The organism is Allobosea sp. AAP35, from assembly GCF_001295925.1.
Lineage (GTDB): Bacteria > Pseudomonadota > Alphaproteobacteria > Rhizobiales > Beijerinckiaceae > Allobosea.
This window is the reverse complement of sequence record NZ_LJHQ01000003.1, coordinates 26,793-51,162: the sequence shown is the minus strand read 5'-3', so window position 1 is coordinate 51,162 and position 24,370 is coordinate 26,793. Positions and strand designations below refer to the sequence as shown.

General features: G+C 66.0%; 30 protein-coding genes. 10 read left to right on the top strand and 20 right to left on the bottom strand.

Going from position 1 to position 24,370, the window contains the following annotated elements:
• The first annotated feature begins 215 nt into the window (after positions 1–215).
• From solA to IP69_RS01245, 3 genes are read left to right on the top strand one after another with little or no spacing between them, the layout of a single operon-like run.
• Positions 216–1,355, top strand: a complete 1,140-nt coding sequence (gene solA, locus IP69_RS01255) for an N-methyl-L-tryptophan oxidase (protein WP_054140994.1) — start codon at positions 216–218, stop codon at positions 1,353–1,355.
• Between the two features lie 31 nt (positions 1,356–1,386).
• Entirely contained in the window at positions 1,387–2,289 is a 903-nt protein-coding gene (locus tag IP69_RS01250; protein ID WP_197279610.1) for a DMT family transporter, read from the top strand.
• Positions 2,286–3,476 (top strand): multidrug effflux MFS transporter, encoded by a 1,191-nt coding sequence (locus IP69_RS01245; protein ID WP_054140992.1) that lies wholly within the window; start codon positions 2,286–2,288, stop codon positions 3,474–3,476. Before IP69_RS01250 ends, IP69_RS01245 begins: the two co-directional genes overlap by 4 nt.
• 27 nt (positions 3,477–3,503) lie before the next feature.
• Here the strand turns inward: IP69_RS01245 and IP69_RS01240 are convergent, their stop codons facing one another.
• The 7 genes from IP69_RS01240 to IP69_RS01210 all read right to left on the bottom strand — a co-directional run bounded on the left by IP69_RS01240 (position 3,504) and on the right by IP69_RS01210 (position 8,782).
• A complete protein-coding gene (locus IP69_RS01240) occupies positions 3,504–4,370 on the bottom strand; it encodes an NAD(P)-dependent oxidoreductase (protein ID WP_054140991.1) in 867 nt (288 codons plus the stop codon).
• A gap of 125 nt (positions 4,371–4,495) precedes the next feature.
• The gene (locus IP69_RS21255) at positions 4,496–4,789 is read right to left on the bottom strand and encodes a type II toxin-antitoxin system RelE/ParE family toxin (RefSeq protein ID WP_082358752.1); all 294 of its coding nucleotides are present in this window, start codon (positions 4,787–4,789) and stop codon (positions 4,496–4,498) included.
• Entirely contained in the window at positions 4,777–5,049 is a 273-nt protein-coding gene (locus IP69_RS01230) for a CopG family transcriptional regulator (RefSeq protein ID WP_054140990.1), read from the bottom strand. The genes IP69_RS21255 and IP69_RS01230 overlap by 13 nt, the downstream gene beginning before the upstream one ends.
• A 64-nt stretch (positions 5,050–5,113) precedes the next feature.
• Positions 5,114–5,830 (bottom strand): ABC transporter permease, encoded by a 717-nt coding sequence (locus IP69_RS01225; RefSeq protein ID WP_054140989.1) that lies wholly within the window; start codon positions 5,828–5,830, stop codon positions 5,114–5,116.
• Complete coding sequence (locus IP69_RS01220) at positions 5,827–6,555, bottom strand: ABC transporter permease subunit (RefSeq protein WP_054140988.1); 729 nt, start codon at positions 6,553–6,555, stop codon at positions 5,827–5,829. Before IP69_RS01220 ends, IP69_RS01225 begins: the two co-directional genes overlap by 4 nt.
• A 74-nt stretch (positions 6,556–6,629) precedes the next feature.
• Positions 6,630–7,412: a transporter substrate-binding domain-containing protein gene (locus IP69_RS01215; protein WP_054140987.1), complete on the bottom strand. Its 783-nt coding sequence runs from the start codon at positions 7,410–7,412 to the stop codon at positions 6,630–6,632.
• A gap of 167 nt (positions 7,413–7,579) precedes the next feature.
• Positions 7,580–8,782, bottom strand: a complete 1,203-nt coding sequence (locus IP69_RS01210) for an MFS transporter (protein WP_054141394.1) — start codon at positions 8,780–8,782, stop codon at positions 7,580–7,582.
• A gap of 242 nt (positions 8,783–9,024) precedes the next feature.
• On the opposite strand from IP69_RS01210, the gene IP69_RS01205 reads away from it, so the two are divergent.
• Entirely contained in the window at positions 9,025–9,699 is a 675-nt protein-coding gene (locus tag IP69_RS01205) for a hypothetical protein (RefSeq protein WP_054140986.1), read from the top strand.
• A gap of 34 nt (positions 9,700–9,733) precedes the next feature.
• On the opposite strand, the gene IP69_RS01200 is transcribed toward IP69_RS01205, so the two are convergent.
• The 3 genes from IP69_RS01200 to IP69_RS01190 all read right to left on the bottom strand — a co-directional run bounded on the left by IP69_RS01200 (position 9,734) and on the right by IP69_RS01190 (position 12,697).
• Positions 9,734–10,933, bottom strand: a complete 1,200-nt coding sequence (locus IP69_RS01200; RefSeq protein ID WP_054140985.1) for a Fic family protein — start codon at positions 10,931–10,933, stop codon at positions 9,734–9,736.
• A 177-nt stretch (positions 10,934–11,110) separates the two neighbouring features.
• Positions 11,111–12,163, bottom strand: a complete 1,053-nt coding sequence (gene speB / locus IP69_RS01195; protein ID WP_197279609.1) for an agmatinase — start codon at positions 12,161–12,163, stop codon at positions 11,111–11,113.
• A gap of 21 nt (positions 12,164–12,184) precedes the next feature.
• Positions 12,185–12,697 carry a GNAT family N-acetyltransferase gene (locus tag IP69_RS01190; protein WP_054140983.1) on the bottom strand — a complete coding sequence of 171 codons (513 nt, stop codon included), beginning with the start codon at positions 12,695–12,697 and terminating at the stop codon, positions 12,185–12,187.
• Between the two features lie 191 nt (positions 12,698–12,888).
• Here IP69_RS01190 and IP69_RS01185 point away from each other — a divergent pair, with 191 nt between their 5' ends.
• The gene (locus IP69_RS01185; RefSeq protein WP_054140982.1) at positions 12,889–13,974 is read left to right on the top strand and encodes a TRAP transporter substrate-binding protein; all 1,086 of its coding nucleotides are present in this window, start codon (positions 12,889–12,891) and stop codon (positions 13,972–13,974) included.
• A gap of 154 nt (positions 13,975–14,128) precedes the next feature.
• Positions 14,129–14,515 carry a hypothetical protein gene (locus IP69_RS01180; protein WP_054140981.1) on the top strand — a complete coding sequence of 129 codons (387 nt, stop codon included), beginning with the start codon at positions 14,129–14,131 and terminating at the stop codon, positions 14,513–14,515.
• A 29-nt stretch (positions 14,516–14,544) separates the two neighbouring features.
• Here IP69_RS01180 and IP69_RS01175 read toward each other — a convergent pair whose 3' ends face one another.
• The 4 genes from IP69_RS01175 to IP69_RS01160 form a co-directional block, all read right to left on the bottom strand.
• Entirely contained in the window at positions 14,545–15,171 is a 627-nt protein-coding gene (locus IP69_RS01175) for a uracil-DNA glycosylase family protein (protein WP_054140980.1), read from the bottom strand.
• Positions 15,172–15,191: 20 nt separating this feature from the next.
• Positions 15,192–15,662: a hypothetical protein gene (locus IP69_RS01170; protein WP_054140979.1), complete on the bottom strand. Its 471-nt coding sequence runs from the start codon at positions 15,660–15,662 to the stop codon at positions 15,192–15,194.
• Positions 15,662–16,273 (bottom strand): glutathione S-transferase family protein, encoded by a 612-nt coding sequence (locus IP69_RS01165; RefSeq protein WP_054141393.1) that lies wholly within the window; start codon positions 16,271–16,273, stop codon positions 15,662–15,664. Before IP69_RS01165 ends, IP69_RS01170 begins: the two co-directional genes overlap by 1 nt.
• Before the next feature lie 100 nt (positions 16,274–16,373).
• Positions 16,374–16,925 (bottom strand): thermonuclease family protein, encoded by a 552-nt coding sequence (locus IP69_RS01160; RefSeq protein ID WP_082358749.1) that lies wholly within the window; start codon positions 16,923–16,925, stop codon positions 16,374–16,376.
• An 86-nt stretch (positions 16,926–17,011) separates the two neighbouring features.
• Between IP69_RS01160 and IP69_RS01155 the strand changes: the two genes are divergently transcribed.
• Positions 17,012–18,529: a HAMP domain-containing sensor histidine kinase gene (locus IP69_RS01155; protein ID WP_054140978.1), complete on the top strand. Its 1,518-nt coding sequence runs from the start codon at positions 17,012–17,014 to the stop codon at positions 18,527–18,529.
• Between the two features lie 88 nt (positions 18,530–18,617).
• The gene (locus IP69_RS01150) at positions 18,618–19,739 is read left to right on the top strand and encodes a D-alanine--D-alanine ligase family protein (protein ID WP_054141391.1); all 1,122 of its coding nucleotides are present in this window, start codon (positions 18,618–18,620) and stop codon (positions 19,737–19,739) included.
• A gap of 109 nt (positions 19,740–19,848) precedes the next feature.
• Here the strand turns inward: IP69_RS01150 and IP69_RS01145 are convergent, their stop codons facing one another.
• From IP69_RS01145 to cobT, 3 genes are all read right to left on the bottom strand, one after another.
• A complete protein-coding gene (locus IP69_RS01145; protein WP_054140977.1) occupies positions 19,849–20,079 on the bottom strand; it encodes a hypothetical protein in 231 nt (76 codons plus the stop codon).
• Complete coding sequence (locus tag IP69_RS01140; protein ID WP_054140976.1) at positions 20,066–20,329, bottom strand: BrnT family toxin; 264 nt, start codon at positions 20,327–20,329, stop codon at positions 20,066–20,068. Before IP69_RS01140 ends, IP69_RS01145 begins: the two co-directional genes overlap by 14 nt.
• A 71-nt stretch (positions 20,330–20,400) precedes the next feature.
• A complete protein-coding gene (gene cobT / locus IP69_RS01135; RefSeq protein WP_054140975.1) occupies positions 20,401–21,420 on the bottom strand; it encodes a nicotinate-nucleotide--dimethylbenzimidazole phosphoribosyltransferase in 1,020 nt (339 codons plus the stop codon).
• Between the two features lie 87 nt (positions 21,421–21,507).
• Between cobT and IP69_RS01130 the strand changes: the two genes are divergently transcribed.
• Both IP69_RS01130 and IP69_RS01125 read left to right on the top strand, forming a co-directional pair.
• Positions 21,508–22,386 (top strand): adenosylcobinamide-GDP ribazoletransferase, encoded by an 879-nt coding sequence (locus tag IP69_RS01130; RefSeq protein ID WP_082358743.1) that lies wholly within the window; start codon positions 21,508–21,510, stop codon positions 22,384–22,386.
• Positions 22,387–22,391: 5 nt separating this feature from the next.
• Positions 22,392–22,580, top strand: a complete 189-nt coding sequence (locus IP69_RS01125) for a DUF1289 domain-containing protein (RefSeq protein ID WP_197279643.1) — start codon at positions 22,392–22,394, stop codon at positions 22,578–22,580.
• Here IP69_RS01125 and IP69_RS01120 read toward each other — a convergent pair.
• The 3 genes from IP69_RS01120 to IP69_RS01110 all read right to left on the bottom strand — a co-directional run bounded on the left by IP69_RS01120 (position 22,575) and on the right by IP69_RS01110 (position 24,209).
• A complete protein-coding gene (locus IP69_RS01120) occupies positions 22,575–22,970 on the bottom strand; it encodes a type II toxin-antitoxin system VapC family toxin (RefSeq protein WP_054140973.1) in 396 nt (131 codons plus the stop codon). The genes IP69_RS01125 and IP69_RS01120 overlap by 6 nt on opposite strands.
• Entirely contained in the window at positions 22,967–23,236 is a 270-nt protein-coding gene (locus IP69_RS01115; RefSeq protein ID WP_054140972.1) for a hypothetical protein, read from the bottom strand. Before IP69_RS01115 ends, IP69_RS01120 begins: the two co-directional genes overlap by 4 nt.
• A 139-nt stretch (positions 23,237–23,375) precedes the next feature.
• Positions 23,376–24,209: a sulfite exporter TauE/SafE family protein gene (locus IP69_RS01110; RefSeq protein ID WP_054140971.1), complete on the bottom strand. Its 834-nt coding sequence runs from the start codon at positions 24,207–24,209 to the stop codon at positions 23,376–23,378.
• Positions 24,210–24,370 lie beyond the last annotated feature (161 nt).

Genomic DNA, 24,370 nt, shown 5'->3' with positions numbered 1-24,370 from the left:
GCGGTGCATCACCCCATCCAGTCCCTTCAAGCCATGTGCCTTTATGGGTCGATGTCGTTAACAAAGGCTAACCACCGCGCGCTGGCGACAAGGCGACCGGGCAGCAGAGCGCATGGATTCTCATGGCCTGTCCTTGTAAGTCTCGACGACACCGACTGCTTCGCCCACCGACGCCTCCTTCCCCCTTCTCGTCGCGCCTTCCGAGCTATCCCGCCATGACCAGCAACAGCTATGACGTGATCGTCGCCGGCGTCGGCGCCATGGGATCGGCCGCCTGCTGGCACCTCGCCCAGCGCGGTCTGAAGGTGCTCGGGCTGGAGCGCTTCGATCTCGGCCATGCGATGGGATCCTCTCATGGGCTGACGCGGATCATCCGGATCGCCTATTTCGAGGGCTCGCATTACGTGCCGATCGTCCAGCGCGCGCATGAGCTGTGGCGGCAGACCGGCGATGAGGCCGGGATGAAGCTGCTTCATGTCACGGGTTCGCTCGATCTCGCGCCGGCAGGCGCCGGGCAGGTCGAATCCTCTCTGCAATCCTGCCTCGATCACGGGCTCGTGCATGAGCAACTGGATGCCAAGGCGCTCGCGGCGCGTTTTCCCGGCTTCCAGCTGCCGGCAGGCCATATCGGCCTCTGGCAGCCCGATGGCGGCTTTGTCGCATCGGAAAAGGCGATCTACGCCCATGTCGGGCTGGCGCAATCGCGCGGTGCGGACATCCGCACCAACGAGCCCATGCTCGACTGGGCGCCCACGGCCGATGGCGGCGTGACGGTGCGCACCGCTCGCGGCAGCTATTCGGCCGGGCGTCTCGTCATCACCTCGGGCGGCTGGATCGCGGATGCGGTGCCCTCGCTGGCGAAGACCGTCACGACGGTGCGGCAGGCGATCGGCTGGTTCACCACCCGCCGGCCGGAGCTTTACCGGGAAGGCGTCTTCCCGGTGTTCATCCTCACGGTCGAGGAGGGTAGTTTCTACGGTTTCCCGCTCTACGAACATCCGGGCTTCAAGCTCGGCGGCCCGCATTTCGGCCGCGAGCCGATGGATCCGCGCGACGATGACCGCACGCCGAGCCCGCGTCAGGTGGCGCTGATCCGCGACTGCCTGGCGCGCTACCTGCCCGATGCGGCCGGCGAGCCGCTGACCCTGAAGGGTTGCGTCTACAGCGTGACGCCGGACGAGGATTTCATCATCGACACGGTGCCCGGCGTCCCGCAGGCCGTCTTCGCCTCGTGCTGCTCCGGGCATGGCTTCAAATTCGCCAGCGCGATCGGCGAGATCCTCGCCGATCTCTCGACCTCGGGGCAATCCGCCTTCGATCTCGAGCCCTTCTCGCTCCACCGTTTCGCGGCCTGAGCCAGGCCCGCACACAAAACCGGACGCCGCCTTGGCCAGCCCAGACGAAAACCGCCGCGGCATCCTTGCCATGTTGGCCGCGATGGCACTCTTCGTCTGCAACGACGCGCTGATGAAACTTGCCCGCGAGGTCTATCCCGCGGGTCAGGCCATCACCCTGCGAACGATCGTTGCCGTCGCGACGGGCTTTGCCATGGTGCTGCTGCTGCGTGAAGGCGGAAAGCTCAGGCTGGCGCTACGGCCGGTTGTTTTGCTTCGCGGGCTGATCGAAAGCCTGGTTGCGCTCAGCTTCATCTGGTCGCTCGGGCTGCTGCCGCTGGGAAACATCACCGCGATCCTGATGACCTCGCCGCTGATCATCGTCGTGCTCGCCGTCATCCTGCGCATCGAGCGGGTTGGCTGGCGCCGCACGCTGGCGGTGGCGGTCGGCTTCTGCGGCGTGCTGCTGATCGTGCGCCCGGCCGCCGACGGCTTCAATATGGCGGCCATCGTGGCGTTGATCAGCGCCGTGCTGGTTGGAGGGCGTGATCTGCTGACACGCAGCATCGGCAATGAGGTGCCCTCCACCGTGATCTCGCTGACCACCACCGCGCTCGTCGGCATGGTTGCGGTCGTCTACGGCCTGTCGGAGGCTTGGCAGCCGATCTGGCGCATCGAGACGCTTTACGTGGCCGGCGCTGCCGTATTCGTCGCGACCGGCAGCTACTTCATGGTCGGCGCGTTCCGCAACACCGACATCGGCGTCGTCTCCGGCTATCGCTACAGCGTCGTCGTTTTCGCCGTCATCCTCGGCTATTTCGTCTGGGCCGAGGTTCCCGATGGTCTGGCCAGCGTCGGCATCGCGCTGATCGTCGCCAGCGGGCTCTACACCATGCACCGCCAGCGCGTTTTGCCCGAATCCAAGCTCAAGATCGCGAGCACGCCCCCTGCATGACCGCCATGGCGCCAAAGCCGACCTTGACCGTGCTGGTCGCGATTTCGGCGCTGCAGCCGCTCGCGCTGAATTTGCTGGCGCCGGCGGCTCCGGCGCTGTCGCGCCATTTCCTGTCGAGCTACGCGACGATCCAGCTGACGCTGACGCTGTTTCTGGTGGCCGTAGCGCTGACCCAGCTCGTCAGCGGGCCGCTATCGGACCGTTTCGGTCGCAGGCCTTGCGTGAATGCCGGAATCGCGCTGTTCGTGGCGGGGTCGGTGCTCGGTGCGCTGGCGCCCTCGATCGAGGTGCTGCTGTTGGCGCGCATCCTCGAGGGCGCCGGCTCGGGCTCGGCTTTCGCCCTGTCGCGCGCCATCATCCGCGACACTGCGAGCCGCGACGAATCGGCAAGCCAGATCGCCAGCGTCACCATGGTCATGGTGATCGCCCCAATGCTGGCGCCCTGGCTCGGCGGGCAGATCGAAACCGCGTTCGGCTGGCGCATGATCTTGTGGTTCATGACCGGAGCTGGTGTCGTGGTCCTGGCGCTGACGCTGGCACGTCTGCCGGAGACGGCGCCGAATGTCGGGCAGAGAACCCCGCTTCTGGGGGTGTTCCGAGCGTTTCCCGCGTTGATCGCCAACCGCGTCTTCGTTCTGAATGTGGTTGCCGTATCGACCAGTTCGGCGGCGTTCTTCGCCTTCATCGCGGCGGCACCCTATATCGTGGTCGAGACGATGGGGCGCGGCAGCGACACCTATGGTGCCTTCTTCATCCTCAGCGCCGCGGGCTACATGGTCGGCAATTTCGCCATGGCGCGGCTTGTGGTGCGCATCGGCGCCCCGCGCATGGTCTGGATCGGGCTCGCCATCTCCTCGGCGGCGATGACGATCGCGGTGCCGCTCTCGCTGAGCCCCGGCTGGTCGCCGCTGATGCTGTTCCTGCCGCTGGCCTTCAACGCCATCGGCAACGGCATGACGATCCCCGGCTCGACCGCCGAGGCCCTCTCCGCCCGGCCCGAGCTCGCCGGTTCGGCCGCCGGGCTGATGGGCGCCATACAGCTCGGGCTCAGCGCCCTGATGACGGTTCTGATCAGCTGGCTGGTGACGATCTGGCCGCCATCGCTGGTGGTGCTGATGTGGCTCTTGACCGTGATCGGCCTGGGCGCGATCTATCTGGGCCGTCGCGGAACTGCCCCGCGCATTTGACGCGGGGCGTGCTCTGTCGCGGACGTCTCAGTCTTCGAGACGGGCGAGCAGGCTCGATGTATCCCAGCGCCGGCCGCCCATCTTCTGGACCTCGGCATAGAACTGATCGACTAGCGCGGTGACCGGCAGCTGCGCGCCGTTGCTGCGCGCCTCCTCGAGCACAATGGCGAGGTCCTTGCGCATCCAGTCGACGGCGAAGCCATAGTCGAACTTGCCGATATTCATGGTCTTGCCGCGGTTTTCCATCTGCCAGGAGCCGGCGGCGCCCTTCGAGATCACCTCCAGCATGGCCTCGACATCGAGCCCTGCCCGCTTGGCGAAATGCACGCCTTCCGACAGGGCCTGGACGAGACCGGCGATGCAGATCTGGTTGACCATCTTGGTGAGTTGGCCGGAGCCGGCAGGGCCCATCAGCTTGCACATGCGGGCATAAGCCGCGATCACCGGCTCGGCGCGGGCGTAAGTCTCAGGCTCACCGCCGCACATCACGGTCAGCACGCCGTTCTCGGCGCCGGCCTGGCCGCCTGAGACCGGGGCATCGACGAAGCCGAAGCCGCCGAGTTGGGCCGCCGCAGCGAGTTCGCGCGCGACATTGGCCGACGCCGTGGTGTGATCGACGAAGATCGCCCCTCGCTCCATGCCGGCAAAGGCGCCGTGCTCGCCCAGCGTGACGGAGCGCAGATCCTCGTCATTGCCGACACAGGCGAAGACGATCTCCTGGCCTTTGGCCGCGTCAGCGGGCGTCGGCGCCGAGATGCCGGCATGCTGCGAAACCCAGGCCTGCGCCTTCGTCGGGTTGCGGTTGTAGACCGTGACCTCGTGGCCCTTGGCCTTGAGATGGCCGGCCATGGGATAGCCCATCACGCCGAGACCGATGAAGGCGACTTTGGTCATGTTTCGCTCCGCTGGATTTTTTGTCTCGTGAAGGGGTCTAGCGCGCCGAATGGCCGGCGCAAAGCGGCGCGTATGCGATATCGGGTTGCGCGGAAGGGGGCGGAGGCCGCCGGTTCGGAAATGCTTCAGTCATCGAATTCGTGTTGATAGCGGAACCCTGTGACGACCACCCGGTCGGCTGTCGCATCAAACCGATACCGGGCGACATAACCTGAAGCGCCAAAGTCAATGATGAGTTCGCGAAGCCCGGGCCTGTCGGCCACCAGCCGCCCGATTTCTGGCTGCGATCTGAGCACGGCGATTTTGCGCTTGATCGCCTGAGATGCTGCATCGGCTGCCCTTGGATTTCGGGCGAGCAGGAAAGTTCGGCAGCGACGGATACCCGACAACGCCTCTTGCGAGATCGTCAGGTGTGGCAAGCGGGAGGCTCTTTTTCAGGATCGGTGCCCCAGGTGTCCAGCCAGGCAGACAATTCATCACCGGTGATGTGCAATCCCGTCGCCTGATAGTCGCGCCAGGAGGCTTCTTCTTCCTCGTCGAAGCTGAGCCGCGCTTCCGCGCGCGCGACATATTGCTCGATCGCCTCCACCACGACCGAATCGGCAGAGCGCTGCTGCCGTTCCGCCAGCTCACGGATCCGCGCTTCGAGTTTCGGGTCGAGATCGAGTGAAGTGTCCATGCCGTCCTCGGCGCGCGACGATGATCGCCTCCAATCTAGGCGCCAGGGTCTCCGCTGTCCAACCTCAGCGCAGCGCCATGTGCCGCGTCAGCCGGAGCTCCAGCCGGTCCCAGACGCGCCGGATGACCTCGACCAGCACGAGATAGATCAACGCGGCATAGAGGTAGATCGTCAGGTCGAAGGAGCGGGCGAAGGCCAGACGCGTCGCGCCCATCAGGTCGAACAGTGTGACCAGCGAGGCGACCGCGCTCGACTTGATCATCACGATCAACTCGTTGCCGAGCGGGCGCAGGGCCAGGATCATCGCCTGGGGCATGATCACGTGGCGCAGGCTCGCCCAGCGATGCAGACCGAGCGCGAGCGCCCCCTCGAACTGGCCGCGGGGAATCGACTGGATGGCACCGCGCAGGATCTCGGCCTGATAGGCGGCGGTGTTGATGGTGAAGGTCAGGAGCGCGCAGTAGAACGGCTCGCGGAAGAACCACCACAGGCCGACATCCGTCCAGAACAGCCGGAACTGGCCCAGCCCGTAATAGACCAGGAAGAGCTGGCAGAGCAGCGGCGTGCCGCGAAAGAAGGTGGTGTAGCCGTTGATCAGGGCCTGCGCCCAGCGCGGGCCATAGAGTCTCGCGACCGCCAGCCCAACCGCAAGCGCGAAACCGAGCGTCACCGAGATCGCCACCAGCTCGAAGGTCACCCAGAGGCCGGAGAACATCCGGCAGCCATAGTTCTGGAAGACCTCGCTGCCGACGATGTAGCCTGGGTATTCGCACCACCTCATCGCGTCGCGCCCCCGAAGGCCGCGTATCCGCGGTTGGTGCGCGCCTCCAGCCGGCCCAGCCCCCAGGCCGAGACGAGGGAGAAGAAGAGATAGATCAGCATCGCCGCCCCGAAGAACAGGAACGGCTCCTTGGTCGCGACATTGGCGCGGGTGGTGATGAACATGATGTCGGGCAGGGTGATGACCGAGACCAGCGAGGTCTCCTTCAGCAGCACCATCCAGTTATTGCCCAGCCCCGGCAGCGCGACGCGGACCAGTTGCGGCATCACCACCAAGCGAAAGGCCTGTCCTTTGGAGAGGCCGAGCGCGGCGGCGGCTTCGCGCTGACCCTTCTGGATCGAATTCAGCGCGCCGACCCAGACCTCGCTGGAGAAGGCCGAGAGAACGACCCCGAGCGCCACCATGCCGGCGACGAAAGGCGGCATCGAGAAGGAGCCGGGCAGGCCCAGCCACTCCCAGAGCCGCTGCAGCAGGATCTGGACGCCGAAATAGATGATGTAGAGCGTCAGAAGTTCGGGCACGCCGCGGAAGACGGTGGTGTAGCCGGTCGCGAGCCAGCGCAGCACGGCGTTGTCCGAGCGCTTGCCCAGCGCCACGATCAGCCCGAGCGCCAAGCCGAAAGGCAGCGTCGCCAGTGCGATCGAGATGGTGATGCCGGCGCCGTGCAGCAGGGCGAGGCCCCAGCCGCCATCGCCGAAGCCGAGCAGGGCGAGCTTTTCGATCATGGCGACCTATGCCGGCGCGACGGACGCGGGAACCACCCGCCGGCACGAGGCCGGCAGGTGCGGACACTGGCCAGTCAGTTGGTGGCTGCCAGCTTGAACCACTTCTCCTCGAGCTTCTTGTTCGAGCCGTCAGCGAGCGTCTCGGCGATCGCCTTGTCAAACAGGGCCTTCAGCGCGGTATCGCTCTTGCGGATCGCGCCAGCGACGCCGGGGCCATGAATCGCGGCGTCGCGCGGCACCTCGGCGATGAGCTTGCAGCAGTCCTTGCCCTTGCCGTTCAGGAAATCCGAGAGCGCGAGCGCATCGGCGACGATATAGTCGAGCCGGCCGTTGATCAGGTCGAGATTGGCCTCTTCCTGTGTCGGGTAGAGGCGCGGATTGGAGCCGGTGTAGAACTTCTCCAGGAAGTTCGCGTGAATGGTCGAGCCCTGCGCGCCGATCGCCTTGCCCTTGAGCGCAGCGGGCGTGATGTCATTGGTCTTGGTCGCCTTCGGCCCGACCATCCAGATCGGCGTCTTGTTGTAGACGGCGGTGAACTCCACCTGCTTCTTGCGCTCGTCGGTGGCGTTCATGCCGGCGATGATGATGTCGTATTTGTTGGCGAGAAGGGCGGGAATGATGCCGTCCCAGTCCTGCACCACCCAGGTGCATTTCACCTTCATCTTCTCGCAGAGCAGGTTGCCGTAATCGATCTCGAAGCCTTCCAGCTCCTTCTTGGCGTTGAGGTTGTTGTAGGGCGGATAGGCGCCTTCGGTGCCGATCCGGACCTCCTTCCACTCCTTGGCCTGGGCCAGGGCGCCGGTGGCGCTGACGGATGCCAACAGCGCAGCGGCGACGAATTTCACGAAACCCTTCATCGGGACCTCCCACACAGATTTGGCCGGGCGGGCTGTCAGCGCTGCCCTTGCCGGCTGTGCCCACAGATTGGGCGATGGCGTGCCCTGCCCGCAAGTGGGCATCCGCAGCTTTTCTGAGCCGGCACGCCGAATTATGCGGCAGGACGCGCAGGGCCGTTCGATGGCCGTCAGGTTCGCCGGACCTTTGCGTCTCGGCGGTCGTCGAGCACGGCGACGATCCAGATCGCGAAGCCGCCGAGCGCGAGCGCGGTGCCGACCCAACCGGTCGAACTCCAGCCATGGCCAGCCGCGATCGCCATGCCGCCGAGCCAGGGGCCGAGCGCATTGGCGGTATTGAAGGCCGAGTGGTTGAGGGCCGCCGCCAGCGTCTGGGCGTCCCCTGCGACGTCCATCAACCGCGTCTGCAGCATCGGTCCGAGGCCGCCGCTGGTGCCGATGAGGAAGACCACGGCCGAGATCGCCCAGATGTTGCCCGTCGCAAACGGAAACAGCGCCAGCGAGGCAACTGTCCAGAGCAGCATGCCGGCGATAGATGGCATCAACGCCCGATCGGCCGCCCAGGCACCGACGAGCGTGCCTGCCGTCAGGCCGAGCCCGAAAATGCAAAGGACGAGGGGGACCAGCGCGGGCGAAACCTGCGTGACCTCCATCAGCGTCGAGGCGAGATAGGTGTAGACGGCAAACATGCCGCCGAAGCCGACCGCGCCGATCGCGAGCGTCAGCCAGACCTGGCGTCGCTTGAGCGCGCCAAGCTCACGAAAAGGGCTGGCTCCGGGACGAATGGTGTCGCGCGGCGCATAGGCGAAGAGCAGCGCCATGGTCAGCAGCGCGAGCAGGGCAACGATGCCAAAACCCCAGCGCCAGCCGAGCGCCTGCCCGATCCAGTTGGCGAAAGGCACGCCGATGATGGTGGCGACAGTGAGACCCAGCATGACGCGCGCCACCGCCTGAGCGCGCCGGTTGGGCGGCGAGATCGACGCGGCAACCAGCGCTGCAACGCCGAAATAGGCGCCATGCGGCAGGCCGCTCAGAAATCGGAAAGCGAGCATCCAGCCATAGCTCGGTGCCAGCGCGCTCAGCAGATTGGCGATGCCGAACACCGCCATCAGCGCGATGAGCAGCGTCCGGCGCGCGACTTTCGCCGCCAGCACGGCAATGATCGGGGCGCCGATGACCACGCCCAACGCATAGGCGCTGATGACATGGCCGGCCGTGGGCTCGTCGATACCAAGCCCGACCGAGAAATAGGGCACCAGGCTCATCACCGCGAATTCGGTGGTGCCGATCGCAAAGCCGCCCATGGCGAGCGCAAACATCACCAGCCCGACATGGGCGACCGGCCTGATCTCGTCCGTTCCAGGCACAGCCATGCGAGGGCCGGTGTCATCGGTCGCCAGGGTCATCGGGATCGGGAGCTCATCTGCTGAACGCGCCATCGGCGCCACGCTGCAACGCAGCATGCCATAGCCATGCACCGGTTGTCGGATCAACACGGCGTGAGGCGCACGAGCATGATTTTTGTGCATGGGTGCGTTCTGGAGGCTATAGACGGCTGCAAATCTGCGCCTTCGCCTGTGCCACACGCCCCGATCAACCGCTTTAGAGATCTGCTGTGATACCCTGGATCCCGCTCGACACCGCCACGCTGCCCGGCGAGGGCCGCGAACTACGGCTGAAGCGCCGCGGCGCCGAATTCTCGATCATGCTCGGCACGATCGAGCTGATGAACAGCCGCCTCAGCGGCTCGGAGGAGGCGCTGGCGACGCTGGTCGCGACGCGGCTCGCCGGGCGGACGAAGCCGCGCATCCTGATCGGCGGGCTCGGCATGGGCTTCACCCTGCGCGCGGCGCTTGCGAGTTTCCCGGCCGAGGCCGAGATCACCGTGTCGGAGCTGATCCCCGCTGTCGTCGGCTGGGCGCGCGGGCCGATGGCCGAGCTCTTCGCGGGCTGCCTCGACGATCCCCGCGTGATGATCGCGGTGCAGGATGTCGGGCGCATGATCGGCGAGGGCGCCGGGCGCTACGACGCGATCCTGCTCGATGTCGACAATGGCCCGGAAGCGCTGACGGTGGCCGCCAATGACCGGCTCTACGAGGATGGCGGGCTCGGCCTCGCGAAGGCAGCCCTGCGCCAAGGCGGCATTCTGGCGGTCTGGTCGCAGGGGCCGGACCGGCGTTTCACGGGGCGGCTGAAGCATGCCGGATTTTCCGTCGAGGAGGTGATGGTGCGCGCCCATCGCGGCAAGGCCGGCGCCCGGCACATCATCTGGCTGGCGCGGAAGGGGTAACGGGCCGCCCTTGGGGCCGGCCCTTGCCCAGCTGTCAAGCCTGGGGATAGAGCCGCGGAAACAGGGTTTCCAGAGTATCGGCGGGGAAGCGCAGCGACACGGGCCCCTTGGGCGTGTCCGAGGCGAGCAAGCCTTCCGACACGACGTCGTTCAGGATGCGCCGCGCCGTTCTTTCGGGCAGACCGGTAATCCTGGCGGCCTCGCCCCGTTCGAATTCGCCGCGAAATAAGGCTTCCTCGAGAAGACTGGCCGCTTCCGGCCTGAGCTTGTCGCTCCGCTCGACATAGCTTCGCAATCGACGCGCCAGCGCATCGAGTTCGAACAGCCCGGTCATGAAGGTGACCTGATCTAGGCAGATTCGGAGGAACCACAGCACGAATTCGATCAACGCACGCTCGGACAGATTACCCCGCCCGTCCCTGTCGCCCTGGCGTGGCATGTCAGCATGGCTCATCATCATCTTGTACTCGGTGCGGCTCTCCAACCCGCGCGCCAAGCCCCGCGAAACCGACCACAGCCCATGCGCGCCGATGCCGGCAGAATGCGCCATGGCATGGCTCATCAGGCGGCTGACGCGGCCGTTGCCGTCGGGAAAGGGGTGGATGTAGTTCAGCCGATGATGCGCCGCCGCCATCGCCATGATCCGCCCGGCCTTGCCGAGGCGTTCAAAGCGGAAGCGGGACTCGAAATGCTGCATGAAGGCAGCGACGTGATCGCTCGACGGCGGGATATGCCGCCCAACCTGAACATCGTGCTCCGGGCGCGAGCGCAACTCGCCCGGCTGCATGATGAAGCTTCGGCCCGCACCTTCGATCCGAAGCATTGCGCCCGGCGCATCGCGATAGAATTGATAATGCAGCCAGTGCAGAAATTTTCGAGAGGCAGGCTCGGGGAGGAGTTCTTGCCGCTCCATGCCGTCGATGCTCGATTGTAACCTTACATGCGCAGCAGCCTCTATCTGAAGATTACGGCTGCCTTCGTCGTGGTCGAAGCTTCCTGCCAGCGCGCGCTCGATGTCGCGGGGCCGAGTGTCGTGGCCCTCGATCAGGTTGCTGTAATAGGTGTTCATGATGCGAACGAGGCCGGACAGGTTCGCCGCCGTCCGGGGATGCAGGCTACGCCCCAGCACCGCCGACGCGGCCGACAGGTCGGCGATCACATCGGCGATCGCGGCTGTCGGCTCCTCGATCAGCGCCGGCTCAATGCGGCTCGGCGATTCGATTGCTGAAATCATAGGGTTGGCCGATCTTCCGCTCGCCACACGGCCTGTTATACAGCAAAAATCTTAAGTTCCGCCAGCAGCTTGCTAGCGACACGCGATCGAAATGCGCTGCGGCGCCCAGGAGACTGGCCGATCCTGTGGCCGATCCTTGGCTCGGCTTTCGGCTATTGCGGTGTGAGCGCCCCCCTCTCAGGGCCGCCCCTTGCCCAGCGCCCTCGCCTCGGCGATCAGGCAAAGCTCCGTGAACAGCACCTGCGCCGCGCACTGAGCGGTGTTGGTGGTCGCGTCATATTGCGGGGCGATCTCGACGACGTCGGCTCCGACGATGTCGGCGCCTTTCAGCCCGCGCAGGATGGCGAGCGCCTCGCGCGGCGTGAGGCCGCCGACCTCGGGCGTGCCGGTGCCGGGCGCGAAGGCGGGATCGAGGGAATCGACGTCGAAGGAGACGTAAGTGGGCCCGTCACCGATGACGGCGAGTGCCTTGGCGATGACCGCCGCGATCCCGAGATCGTCGACCTCGTTGGCGTGGATCACGGTCATGCCGCTTTCATAGGAGAACTCCCAGAGATATTCGGCGCCGCCCCTGATGCCGATCTGAATGACGCGCTCGGGATCGAGCACACCATCGAGCACCGCCTGGCGGAACGGCCCGCCATGGTGGAATTTCGAGCCCTCATAGGCGCCCGAGGTGTCGCAATGGGCGTCGATATGGACCATGCCGACCGGGCGCTTCTCGCCGACCGCCTTCAGGATCGGGTAGGTGATCGAATGGTCGCCGCCGACCGCGAGCGTGGAGACACCGGCCGCGACGATGGTCTTGAACGTGGCCTCGATGTCCTCATGGCAGCTTTCGAGCGAATAGCGCGAGCGGAACGGGACGTCGCCGATATCGGCAACCTTCAGCATACCGAACGGCGCCGTGCCGAGCACATGGTCCATCGGCCCCATGCGTTCAACGGCGCGCACGGCACGCGGCCCCAGGCGGGTGCCGGCGCGGTTGGTGACGCCGAGGTCCATCGGCAGGCCGATGATCGCGACGTCGAGACCTCCGAGATCGGGCAGGTTCAGCGCATCGGGGCGATAGGGCGCGCTGATGAAGGTTGCGACGTCCGAGAAGGGCCATTTGCGCTTGTCGCCCTTGAACTGATCGGCGGCGACCTTGGCGAAATGCGGGTCGTGGATGTCGGCGCCGCTGGCGTCGGCGTAGCGCGCCCGGAGTTTCGCGAGCTTGTCCTGGTCCATGATGCCTCCCCTTGCGGCCCCTCAGGCCGGCAGATTTTCGAGCAGCGTAACCGAGCCGCCATGATAATCGGCCGATCGATAGCGCTTGTACCCGAGCTTGGCGGCGACCCGGAAGGAGGCGTCGTGGGCGGGGTCGATCATGCAGACACAGCGCCGCTCGCCCTGCGTCGCGGCAAACCATGACTGCGCCGCCATCGCCGCCTCGGTCGCATAGCCCCTGCCCTGGGCCTTGGCGGCGAGAATCCAGCCGATTTCGGGCGCTGCATCGAAATCCGGCCCGAGGCCTCGGCGGCCGTAGAACAAGCCGACCTCTCCGATGACGGCGCCGCCAGCCTTCTCCTGCGCCATGAACAAGCCATGCCCGAACAGCGACCAGTGGCCGGCGATGCGCAGCAGACGCTGCCAGGCCTCCTCGCGATCGAGCGTGCGCCCGCCCACGAAGCGCACCACGACGGGGTCGCTGCGCCACGCATGGAGCGCGTCGAGATCATCCGGGCGGGGCGGTCGCAGGAGCAGGCGATCGGTTTCGAGCATGGCCGCTGTTAACCACCCTCGAAGGGCCCTGACAAAGCGGCGCCAAACCTAGCCGAAAGTCGAAGAGCGTGCCGCTGAAAAGGCTCGCGATCAGTGAAGCCATGATTTAGAACGCAAGGGAAGCGGGGCCGACCCGCTTGGACGTCATAACGCTCGGAAAAAAATCCGGGACCGACCGAGGAGATGTGCCCATGAAGCGTCGTCAGTTTATCCAGACCGCCACCGCCGGTGCTGCCGCCGCCGCGGTCGCCTCGCCCGCCCTCGCGCAGTCGGCCCCCGAGGTGAAGTGGCGCCTGGCCTCGTCCTTCCCGAAGTCGCTGGACACGATCTATGGCGGCGCCGACGTCATGGCCAAGATGGTCTCCGAACTGACCGACGGCAAGTTTCAGATCCAGGTCTTCGCCGCCGGTGAAATCGTGCCGGCCCTCCAGGCTGCCGACGCCGTGACCAACGGCACCGTCGAGATGTGCCACACCGTGTCCTATTACTATGTCGGCAAGGACCCGACCTTCGCGGTGGCGGCCTCGGTGCCGTTCGGCCTCAATGCGCGCGGCCAGAACGCCTGGCTGTTCCAGGGCGGCGGCAACGACCTGTTCAACGAGTTCTACAAGAAGTTCAACATCTACGGCCTGCCCTGCGGCAACACCGGCGCGCAGATGGGCGGCTGGTTCCGCAAGGAGATCAAGACCGTCGCCGACATGCAGGGCCTGAAGATGCGCATCGGCGGCATCGCCGGGCAGGTTCTGGCCAAGCTCGGCGTCGTGCCGCAGCAGATCGGCGGCGGCGACATCTATCCGGCGCTCGAGAAGGGCACCATCGACGGCGCCGAATGGGTCGGCCCCTATGACGACGAGAAGCTCGGCTTCTCCAAGGTCGCCCCGTTCTACTACTACCCCGGCTTCTGGGAAGGCGGCCCGACCGTCCACGCCTTCGTCAATCTGGAGAAGTGGAACGCGCTGCCCAAGGCCTATCAGGCCGCGCTGACCGCCGCTTGCACCTATGCCAACACGCAGATGGCCGCGCGCTACGACGTGCAGAACCCGCCGGCGCTGAAGCGCCTGGTCGGCGCCGGCACGCAGCTGCGCCCCTACTCGCAGGAGATCCTGGAAGCCTGCCTCAAGGCCTCCAACGAACTCTACACCGAGATCTCGGCCAAGAACCCCGACTTCAAGAAGGCGATCGAGGCCATGGCCGCCTTCCGCGGCGACCAGTATCTCTGGTGGCAGGTGGCGGAATTGAGCTTCGACGTCTTCCAGGTGCGCTCGCGCGCCCGCTGAGCCAGACGCGCCCCGGCGCGGCATGTCAGTCTTCAAAGCCCGGCTTTCGAGCCGGGCTTTGTCGTTTGTGGGGAAGGCGGCTATCGTGGCGCGCCATGGTCGCGCCTTGTTGTTGAGTGGTGATGGCGCGCCTGCCCGTCTGTGGACCGAAGCCATGATCCGCCCCTCCACCCTTAGCGTCCTTGCCCTGCTGGTCGCCGCATCCGCGCAAGCGCAGACGATCGGCGAGCCGCTGCCGGGGCGCGGACCGACCAAGGAGCGCGCCAAGCCGGCCCATGACCAGCGGGGCGCGGCCCGCCCCTGCCCCGAATACGGGCCAGGCTTCGTGAGGATCGACGGCTCCTCCTTCTGCGTGCGGGCCGGCGGCTCGGTGCGGGTCGATTTCGGCAAAAGCTCGCGCAGCGGCTATGGCTCGTCGGCAGGTGCGCTGGTCCAGCTGGAAGGCCGTGGCGAATCGGCACTAGGCCCAGTGCGGACCGTCGTGCGGATGCGCGGCCAGGTCGATCGCGGGCTCGAATCCGGCTCCTACAGCTTCCGCTGAAAGCGTCAACGCGCCTCATGCAACGCGCCTCACGCCATGAGGCGTGCGACCTCCCGCTTCAGCACCGGCACGAGTTCGTTCTCGAACCAGGGATTGCGTTTCAGCCACATCGTGTTGCGCCAGGACGGGTGCGGCAGCGGCAGGATGCGAGGCCATGCGGGACGATCGAGGATTTCGCGCCAGTTCGTCATGGTCTCGGACAGGGTCGCGCCGGCCTGCGCCCCCAGATGCCAGAGTTGGGCATGGCGGCCGATCGCCAGCACCAGTTCGACCGCCGGCAGCGCGGCAAAGACGCGAGGGCGCCAGAGCGGCGCGCATTCCCGGCGCGGCGGTAGGTCGCCGCCCTTGGCATCGAGGCCGGGAAAGCAATGGCCCATCGGCACGATCGCGACCTTCGCCGCATCGTAGAAGGCAGCTTCATCGAGGCCGAGCCACCGGCGCAGGCGCACCCCCGAGGGATCGGTGAAAGGCCGCCCGCTGGCATGGACGCGCGTGCCCGGTGCCTGGCCGGCAAGGCAGAGCCGCGCCGTTGCCGCCGCCTGGATCACCGGGCGGGGCTCATGGGGCAGCGGCGGGCGATAGAGCGGCGCCTCGCGGCAGACGCGACAGGCCCGCAGATCGCGCAGGACCCTTTCGAGATCGGCCGGGTCCGTCATGGCGTCTGCCGGAACGAGGATCAGCGCGCCGCCAGACGCCGACGCGACATCAGCGGGGCCGGCGCTTTCGAGATCAGCCCATCGCAATACCAGGGCTCGCCCTGGTCGCCATGTTTGCGGGGGTTGCCGAGCTCCACCGAGGCCAGCGCATTGATCTGCCCGTTGCTGGTGTTGCGCAGCACATAGAGATCGCGATTGAGCTCCACCGTGAAGCAATGCACCGTGCGGTCGCTCTGGGGCCCGTAATAATAGCAGACCTCGCTGGCGCGTGTGGTCCAGCAGGCGTCGCGGTTGGGCTGCCAGCCATTATGGCCCAGCGCCCGGCCATCAGGATCATGAAACTCGGTGAAAAAGCCGCCATTGGTGTAGCGCCCGCTGACCGTATTGCCCTCGAAGGCGCGCCTGATGGCTTCACCATCGAGCCGTTCGATGGCGAGGGCCGGGAATGGCAGCGCGATCAGCAGCGCCACGAGGATCATCGCCCCGCGCATCAGGCCGTCCAGCTCGGACGGGCCGACAATTCGGCATGCCAACGCCGGATCTGAACGAAATCATCGGGCAGCGTGATGCGGGAGGGCTTCATGAAATCGATGGCGATGCCCGCCGTGATGTCGGCGACCGTCAGATCTTCGCCACAGAGATAGCGGTTGCCCGCGAGTTGCAGCTCGAGGATCCAGAGATGGTCGTCGATCTGCTCGCGATTGGCTTCGGCCCATTCGGGCACCTGCGTCTCAAGCTCGACCATCGACGGGTGTGAGTGACGGAAGATCGCCGCGACCGCTGCAAACAGGCCCAGCTCGATGCGCCTGTTCCACATCTCGACCAGCGCCTGCTCGCGGGCATCCCGCCCGAAGAGCGGCGGCTGCGGGTGCAGGCTTTCGATGTAGCGGCAGATGGCGATGGTCTCGGCCAGCGCCGTGCCGTCTTCCAGAACCAGAACGGGCAGCCTCTGCGCCGGGTTCAGCTTCGTGAAGGCTTCGCTCTTGTGCTCGCGCTTGCCGATGTCGACAGGAACGATCTCGGGCAGCGGAACGCCCTTCTCGGCAAAGAAAATCCGCACCCGTCGCGGATTGGGCGCGCGACCGCCATCATAGAGCTTCATCGACATCCTCTCCCCATCGCGCGCGACCCGATCATGCCGGAGGCCGGATGGTCAATCCTTTCAAGGCTTATCGTGATGGTTGTGTGGCAGTTGAGCGCGTTCAGCGTGCCTGACCGCGCCGCCAGGTCGCGGGCTGCTCGAACGTCAGCGCCCAGATGCCGCGACCGGCCGCTTTCGCCGCCGCCTCCTCCGCGCGATAGCCGCCATAGGCCACGGCATGCCCTTCTCTCACCAAGGTCGCGTTGATGTCGGTCTCGCCTTGCCGACAGGTCGCCAGCCCGCGCCCGTACCGGTCGCGCTTGCCGATCTCGCAGGTGACGATCCCGCGCGCCAGCATCGCCTCCAGCGCGCGCCGCGCCACTCGGCCGCAATCGACCGGGCGGCCGGAACGGTCGGTGCAGCTTTGCCTCAGTTCGGGCGCATCGAGACCCTGAAGTCGCAGTTCCTCGCCGGCAAGTCGCAAGGAGTCGCCATCGATCACACGGGCTGCACCAATGAGCGTCTGCGCCGGCCCCAGGCGATATTGCAGGACGGCCCCTGCGATTGCGAGCAAACCGAGGATCCCCAGCGCCACGACGAGATCGACCGGGCGGCTGACGCGCCGCCAGCCGAGCGGGCCGAATTTCGACGGTGTGAATCCAAAGCGCGACATCAGGAAGAGCTTAACGATTTACCGACCATGATGGCGAGCCCGTCGCGCATACCGCACCCGGGATAAGGAAGACTGCGTTCCAGACGATGGCGGAAGTGACGGCCGAACAGGTGCAGCGTGGGCGCGGGCCAGACCCGAACGCACTCGCACGCCGCAAGCTCGTCACCCGCGAGGTCAAGTCCGTGCGCGAGCGACTGACCTCCTCGACCGGACTCGAACGCGCATTCGACAATGAATTGCTGCGGGTTTTCGCCGAATACCGGATGAATGGCTCGGTCGGAACGCTGGTTCTGGCGCTCGCCATCGCCGCGGCCGCCTGCCTGTGGGTGCCCGTCTACACGGTGACGCCCTGGATCGGGGCCGTGCTGCTGGCGACGATGATCATCGTCGTGCTGAGCCGGCGCTTTCTATCGCAGGCAACCGATGAAGCCCCGATCAGACACTGGCGCCGCGCGTTCGTCGTGGCGGAAGGCCTCCACGGCATCTCCTGGGGATTGATGCTGGTCGTCTTCGCGCAGGTCGATGCGCCCGGTGCCAAGGTCTTCGTCACCACCACGCTGCTCATCGTCAGCGCGCTGACGGTCATGCTCGCAGCGTCCATTCCGATGGCAGTCTATGCGGGAATCGTTCCGGTCGCGATCGGAATTGCCGCCTTTTTCTGGGGGCGCACCGATATGGACAGCATGACGACCGCCGTGATGGCGGCTTCGGCGCAGCTGTTCTTCATCTTCCTGGCCAACCGCCTCTATGCCAGCTCGGTTTCGACGATCGCGTTTCGCGCCGAAAAGGACGCGTTGATCGCCGAACTCGAAACCGCCAACGCCAATTCCGATGAGGCGAGACGCAAGGCAGAAGAGGCCAATCTCGCCAAATCACGCTTCCTGGCGACGATGAGCCATGAATTGCGCACGCCGCTCAACGCCATCCTCGGCTTCTCGGAGGTGATGAAGAACGAGGTTTTCGGCGGACACGCCAACGCCGCCTACAAGGAATACTCGGGCGATATCCACAGTTCCGGCCAGCATCTGCTGGAGCTGATCAACGAAATCCTCGACCTGTCGCGCATCGAATCGGGCAAATACGAGCTCAACGAGGAGGCGCTGTCGCTGGCCGACATCGCCGAAGATTGCCGGCATATGCTCAACCTGCGTGCCAAGGCCAAGGGCCAGACCATCCGCGAGGCGGTCGAGCCAGCCCTGCCCAAGGTCTGGGCCGATGAGCGCGCGATCCGGCAGGTGGTGCTCAACATCCTCTCGAATGCGATCAAGTTCACCCCGCAGGGCGGCGAGATCGTCATCAAGGTCGGCTGGACGGCCAATGGCGGGCAGTATGTTTCGATCACCGACACCGGGCCCGGCATCCCGGAAGACGAGATCCCGATCGTACTGCAGACCTTCGGGCGCGGTTCGCTGGCGATCAAGACGGCCGAACAGGGCTCGGGTCTCGGCCTGCCGATCGTCAAGGGGCTGATCGACCTGCATGGCGGCGGTTTCAGCCTGAAATCGAAGCCGCGCGCCGGCACGGAGGTGACGGTCACCTTGCCGCCCGTGCGGGTGATGGACACGCTCGCCGCCTTGCCGGAACCGGAAACCTGGGCGGCGTGACATCCGCCGAATTCGCGCCACAGCCTGCCTTCATAGACGCCCTCGCCTCGTTCTCTTCCTCCCTCCTGCCTTGTCGGATTCGTCGATCATGAACCGGAAAACGCGCGTCGCCGTGCTCTATGGCGGAAAGTCCGGCGAGCATGAGGTTTCGCTGAAATCGGCGGCCTCCGTCCTGCGCTATCTCGACCGCGACCGCTTCGAGCCCGTGCCGGTGAGCATCGACAAGGAGGGCCGGTGGCAGTGCCACGACCTTGCCCGGATCGATGCGTCCAACACTGAAAGCCTGCCGATCCCGTCGGAATCGCCATCGGTCCGCTTCGAGCCGCGGGCCGATGGGCGCACTGCGATCCTGCCGTCCGACAGCGGCACTGCCGCCATCGCGCCGGTCGATGTGGTGTTTCCCGTGATCCATGGCCCGCTTTGCGAGGATGGATCGCTGCAGGGCCTGCTCGAACTTTCGGGCGCGGCTTATGTCGGTTCGGGCGTGCTGGGTTCGGCCGTCTCGATGCACAAGGACATCGCCAAGCGGCTGGCCGCGCTGGCGGGGCTGCCGGTCGCGCCCTATTTCGCCCTGGCGCGGCGCGACTTCCGGAGCGATCCCGATGGCTCAACGAAGGCGGCACGCGCCGGCCTGACGCTGCCGGTCTTCGTCAAGCCCTGCAACATGGGCTCCAGCGTCGGCGTGCATAAGGTGAAGCGCTGGGAGGATCTCGACAGGGCGCTTGCCGACGCATTCCAATACGATCTCAAGGTCCTGATCGAGCAGGGCATCGATGCCCGCGAGATCGAGGTCGCGGTGCTGGACGGGCAGCCGCCGGTGGCGAGCATCGCCAGCGAACTGAACGCCGGCCCGCAGCATGAGTTCTACTCTTACGAGGCCAAATACATCGACCAGGATGGGGCGAGCGTCGATTTGCCGGCCAAGCTCGATCCCGCGCAGATGGCGCGCGTGCGGCAGTTGGCGATCGACGCTTTCGTCGCACTCGACTGCAACGGGCTGGCGCGCGTCGACTTCTTCCTCGACCGCCAGAGCGGTGAATTCTACTTCAACGAGATCAACACGCTGCCGGGCTTCACCGCGATCAGCATGTATCCCAAGATGATGGAAGCCTCCGGCCTGCCCTACCCCGCGCTGCTGACCCGGCTGATCGAACTGGCGCAGGAGCGCCATGCCGAGCGGGCGGGGTTGAGGACGAGCTACGAGGGGTAAGGCGAAACGCACCGGACCATTGCCGTGGTCCAGGAGCCGGGAGCCTGATCGATGCGCCCGCAGCACTGCCCAACCCGTGCGTGTGAGCGGCCGCAGGTCTAAACGTGGCTCAATTGGACACCTTGTCGCCCAGCCGCTCTGCAATCCAGAGCTTGATCAGCGACTGCCGGGTCACGCCAAGATGCTGCGCCTGACGGTCCAGACCTTGGACGACCCAACTCGGAAAATCGACATTCACGCGTTTCGTCTCGATGTTCGGGCGACGCGCCTTGGCCCAGTCGATTTCGTCTTCAACGGACTGTCCGTCATCGAAAGCCTGATCGAAATCACCCGTTTTCATAGTAGTCGATCTCCTCGCTTCGAGCGCGCCGCACCGAGATGATCCGCACCCGATCGCCGCGATAGACATCAATCGCGGACCAGTGCTTTTGGCCGATCATTCCCACTGCCATGAAGCGCAGTTCGCCCTCGGTCCGGGCAGGTGCTTCAAGCAGACGCACATCTTCCCAGAGAGCCTGCGCCTGTTGGAAATCGATCCCGTGCTTGGCGAGGTTGGCCGCGCTTTGGAGAGGATCGAACTCGAATGGCATGAGTCAATATAGTATAGAAATTATACCTTTTCCATCCCTCGCAATGAGTTGCTTATATCAACGGCACCAATCTATTCCTTCCCCGCCACGCCCGCCTGGGCGAAGGTCGCCATGCCGTTGTGGATCGCGGCCGCCGCCTTGACGAGGCTGGCGGCGAGCGCGGCGCCTGTTCCCTCGCCCAGCCGCATGTCGAGCGCCAGAAGCGGCAGCTTGCCGAGCCGGGCAAGGACCTCAGCGTGGGCGCCCTCGGCCGAGAGATGACCGGCGAGGCAGTGGTCGATCGAAGACGGCTCCAGCGCATGCAGGATGGCGGCGGCGGCGGTCACGACATAGCCGTCGAGGATCACGGGGATGCGCTGCGAGCGGGCAGCGATGATGGCGCCGCAGATCGCCGCGATCTCGCGTCCGCCGAGCCGGCGCAACACCTCGAGCGGATCCTTGAGATGGGCGGCATGCAGGCTGAGCCCGGCCTCCACGGCGGCGATCTTGCGCTTCAGCCCGTCATCGTCGAGCCCGGTCCCGCGGCCGCACCACATCGCCGCCCCGCCGCCATAGAGCGCGGCATAGATCGCGGCGGCCGAGGTGGTGTTGCCGATGCCCATTTCGCCGAGGCAGAGCAGATCCGTGCCGCCGACCAGCGCCTCCATGCCGAAGGCCATGGTGGCGACGCAGGCGCGCTCGTCGAGCGCGTCTCCTTGCGTGAAATCCCCTGTCGGCAGGTCGAGCGCAAGATCGAAGACCTTGAAGCCGAGGTCGAAGGCGGCGCAGATCTGGTTGATCGCGGCGCCGCCGGCGGCGAAATTTTCCAGCATCTGGCGCGTCACGGCCTGCGGGAAGGCGGAGACACCTTGCGCCACGACGCCATGATTGCCGGCGAAGACGCAAACCAGCGGACGATCGACCGAGGGTTTGCCCTTGCCCTGCCAGGCAGCGAGCCATTCGGCGATCTCCTCCATGCGGCCGAGACTGCCGGCCGGCTTGGTCAGATCCGTGTCGCGGGCGCGCACCATGTTGGCGGCGGCCATGTCGGGGCCAGGCATGGCGGCAATGAGTTCGCGGACGTCGTCGAAGGGCAGTGCTGAAGCGGCCATGGCGGAAAAACTCATGCGGCAATGATGCGGTGGGCCGCGCCACCGAGATGGCTGGCCTGATGGCGCTGCTGCTATAGGTTGCGGCGCATGAAGACAATCGAGGACAAGGACGTCGCGGGGAGGCAAGCGCCGACCACGCCGCCAACGGCGCCCGGGCCGGTCTGGCCGGGCTGGGCGATCGCGACAGCGATCTGCATCCGGTTCTATTCGCGCCTGCCGGTGCCGGCCCTGCGCGGCGAGGCGGACCCGCATGCGGCGCCCGATTTCCGCACCGTGCCGCGCGCCCTGCCCTTCGCGGCGCTGATCATCGCCCTGCCCGCGACGCTTGTGCTGTTTGGGGCCGGAGCGGCCGGTCTTGGCGGCCTTCTCTCCGCCACGCTCGCCATCGCGACGCTCGCGGTGACGACCGGCGCACTGCACGAGGACGGGCTTGCCGACAGCGCCGATGGTCTGTTCGGAGGGCGCACCCCGGAGCGGCGGCTGGAGATCATGAAGGACAGCCGGCTGGGCAGCTATGGCGCGCTGGCAATGGGGCTTGCGCTCCTGCTGCGCGTTTTCGCGCTCGCCGTTATCATCGACCGCGCCGGGCCCGTCGCGGCGATGGGCGCGTTCCTGATCGCGGCGGTGCTGTCGCGGCTGTCGGGCGTGCGGCTTCTGGCCACGGTGGCGCCTGCCCGTGTCCATGGCGCCTCGGCCGCGGTCGGGCGACCGTCGCGGCGGACGGCGTGGCTGGCCTCCGCGATCGGCGTCGGTCTGTCGACGGGCTTCTGTCTCGCAACGGCGTTGCCGCTGCGGGGGCTCCTGCTGGGGCTGGCGCTGAGCGCGCTCAACGCCCTGCTGGTCATGCGGCTGTGCCGGCGCCTGATCGGCGGGCAGACCGGCGATATCGCCGGCGCGACGCAGCAGCTCGACGAGATTGCGCTTTATCTCGGCTTCGCGCTGATGCTGGGGACAGCCGCGTTGTGACTGCCATCTCCTCGCCCTGTGTCAAACTGTGTCAGCTCGACGCCACGACCCGGCTCTGTCAGGGCTGCGGGCGCTCGCTCGACGAGATCGGGCGCTGGAGCCGCCTGAGCGAAGCGGAGCGGCGCGCGATCATGGCGCGGCTGACGGAGCGGCTCGTCCACAAGCACGATAGGTCCCTGCCGCCAAAGTTATGATGATCGTGGCCCGATGGCCAGCGGATGTTCGACGAGAGCACGGTCAACCGTCACCAAGCGCATGCCTTCCAGCTGGCATTGGGCCAGAAGCAGGCGGTCGAACGGGTCGCGCGTCGGCGGATCCTGCTTCAATTGCACGACCACATGGTCCGGCCTTATCGCAAGGATCGCAATGCCTGCCCGATCCGCGACCTGAGGGAGCGCTTCGAGTTCCGCGTTCAAGGGCAACTTGCCCAGCCGAGACTTGATTGCAATTTCCCAAAGCGAAGCGACACTCAGGTGAAAATCGGCAACAGGATTTTCAAGCATCGCCGCGATGTCACGCCCGAAACGATGGGTCTGTTGCTCAAGCAAACCAATGAAAATGTGCGTGTCGAGCAAGCATTTCATCGCCAGGCAGCATGCTCGCCCAAGAGAATATCGTCGGGCAGAGGATCGTCGAAGTCATCAGGGATACGCATGACGAAACGCTCGATCCCGCGCTCTTTCTTGAAGGCTTCGATCGCTGCCAGATTCAGTCGGCGGCTGGGGCGATGCGGCACGAGATCAAGGATCGGACGGCCATCGCGTGTGACGATGATCGTCTCTCCCGCCTCGACAGCGCTCGCGAGTTCGGCGATCCGATCTTGCATTTCGGCGAGCGTGACGTGATGCATGGGCGCAAATCTGGCCCTGCGCGCAACGAAAGTCCAGCATACGATAGCAGGGTCTGGTCCGGCTGTTTGCGATGCGACTGATTAAAAGCCATCCGCCCCAGCGCCTTTGGCCGTCCGGCGAAGGACTATCTTCTCCGCCTCAGACCACCAGCGACCAGATGAACCGCGCCGCGACCAGCAGCAGGAAGATGCCGAAAACAACCTCCAGCTTGCGCTTCGAGAGCCGGTGCGCGAGGCGCGCACCGATCGGGGCGGTCCAGATCGAGGTCGGGATGAAGAGCATGAAGCCGATCAGCGACACATAGCCGAGCGAGAGCGGCGGCAGGATGTCCATCTTCGGCCAGCCGGCATAGATGAAGCCGAGCGCGCCGGGGATCGAGATGATGACACCCAGCCCCGAGGAGGTCGCGACCGCCTGGTGGATCGGGCGGCCGTAGAAGGTCATGAACAGGCTCGAGAGCTGGCCGCCGCCGATCCCCATCAGGGCCGACAGCACGCCGATGATGCCGCCATAGATGTTCATCAGGATCTTGCCCGGCATCTCCGTGCCGAGTTGCCAGCGGTCGGAAGCGAAGAGCAGCCGCAGCGCGCTGAAGAACGCGACGATGACGAAGATGATCTTGAACAGGTCGGCCGGCGCGAAACGGGCGATATAGCTGCCGACGAGCACGCCGAGCACGACCGGCACCGCCCAGATCTTGAGGATCGACATGTCGACCATGCCCTTGGCGCGGTGGGCGTTGAAGGAGCGGATCGAGGTCGGGATGATCACTGCCAGCGAGGTGCCGACGCAAAGCGGCATGCGAACCTCCTCGGGCACGCCGATGACCCGGAAGACCTCGTAGAGGATCGGCACGATGACCGCACCGCCGCCGACGCCGAAGACGCCCGCGAGAAGGCCGGTGAGAGCGCCAGCCGCGACGAGCGAGACCGCGAGGAAAACGAGGTCCCCGATGGGAATTCCAGCAAACATGGCAGCGATCCGACCAGAAGGAAGGCTGCTTTGGGCGATTTCGCGGGCCGGGGCAAGCGCGGCACGGCGGGGCGGATATGCACCGCCGGGATCAAGCATCGCCGCCAGCCTGCCGTTCCGCACCAGCGATGCGCAAAAGCGATGCCGGGCCCGCGCTCCAC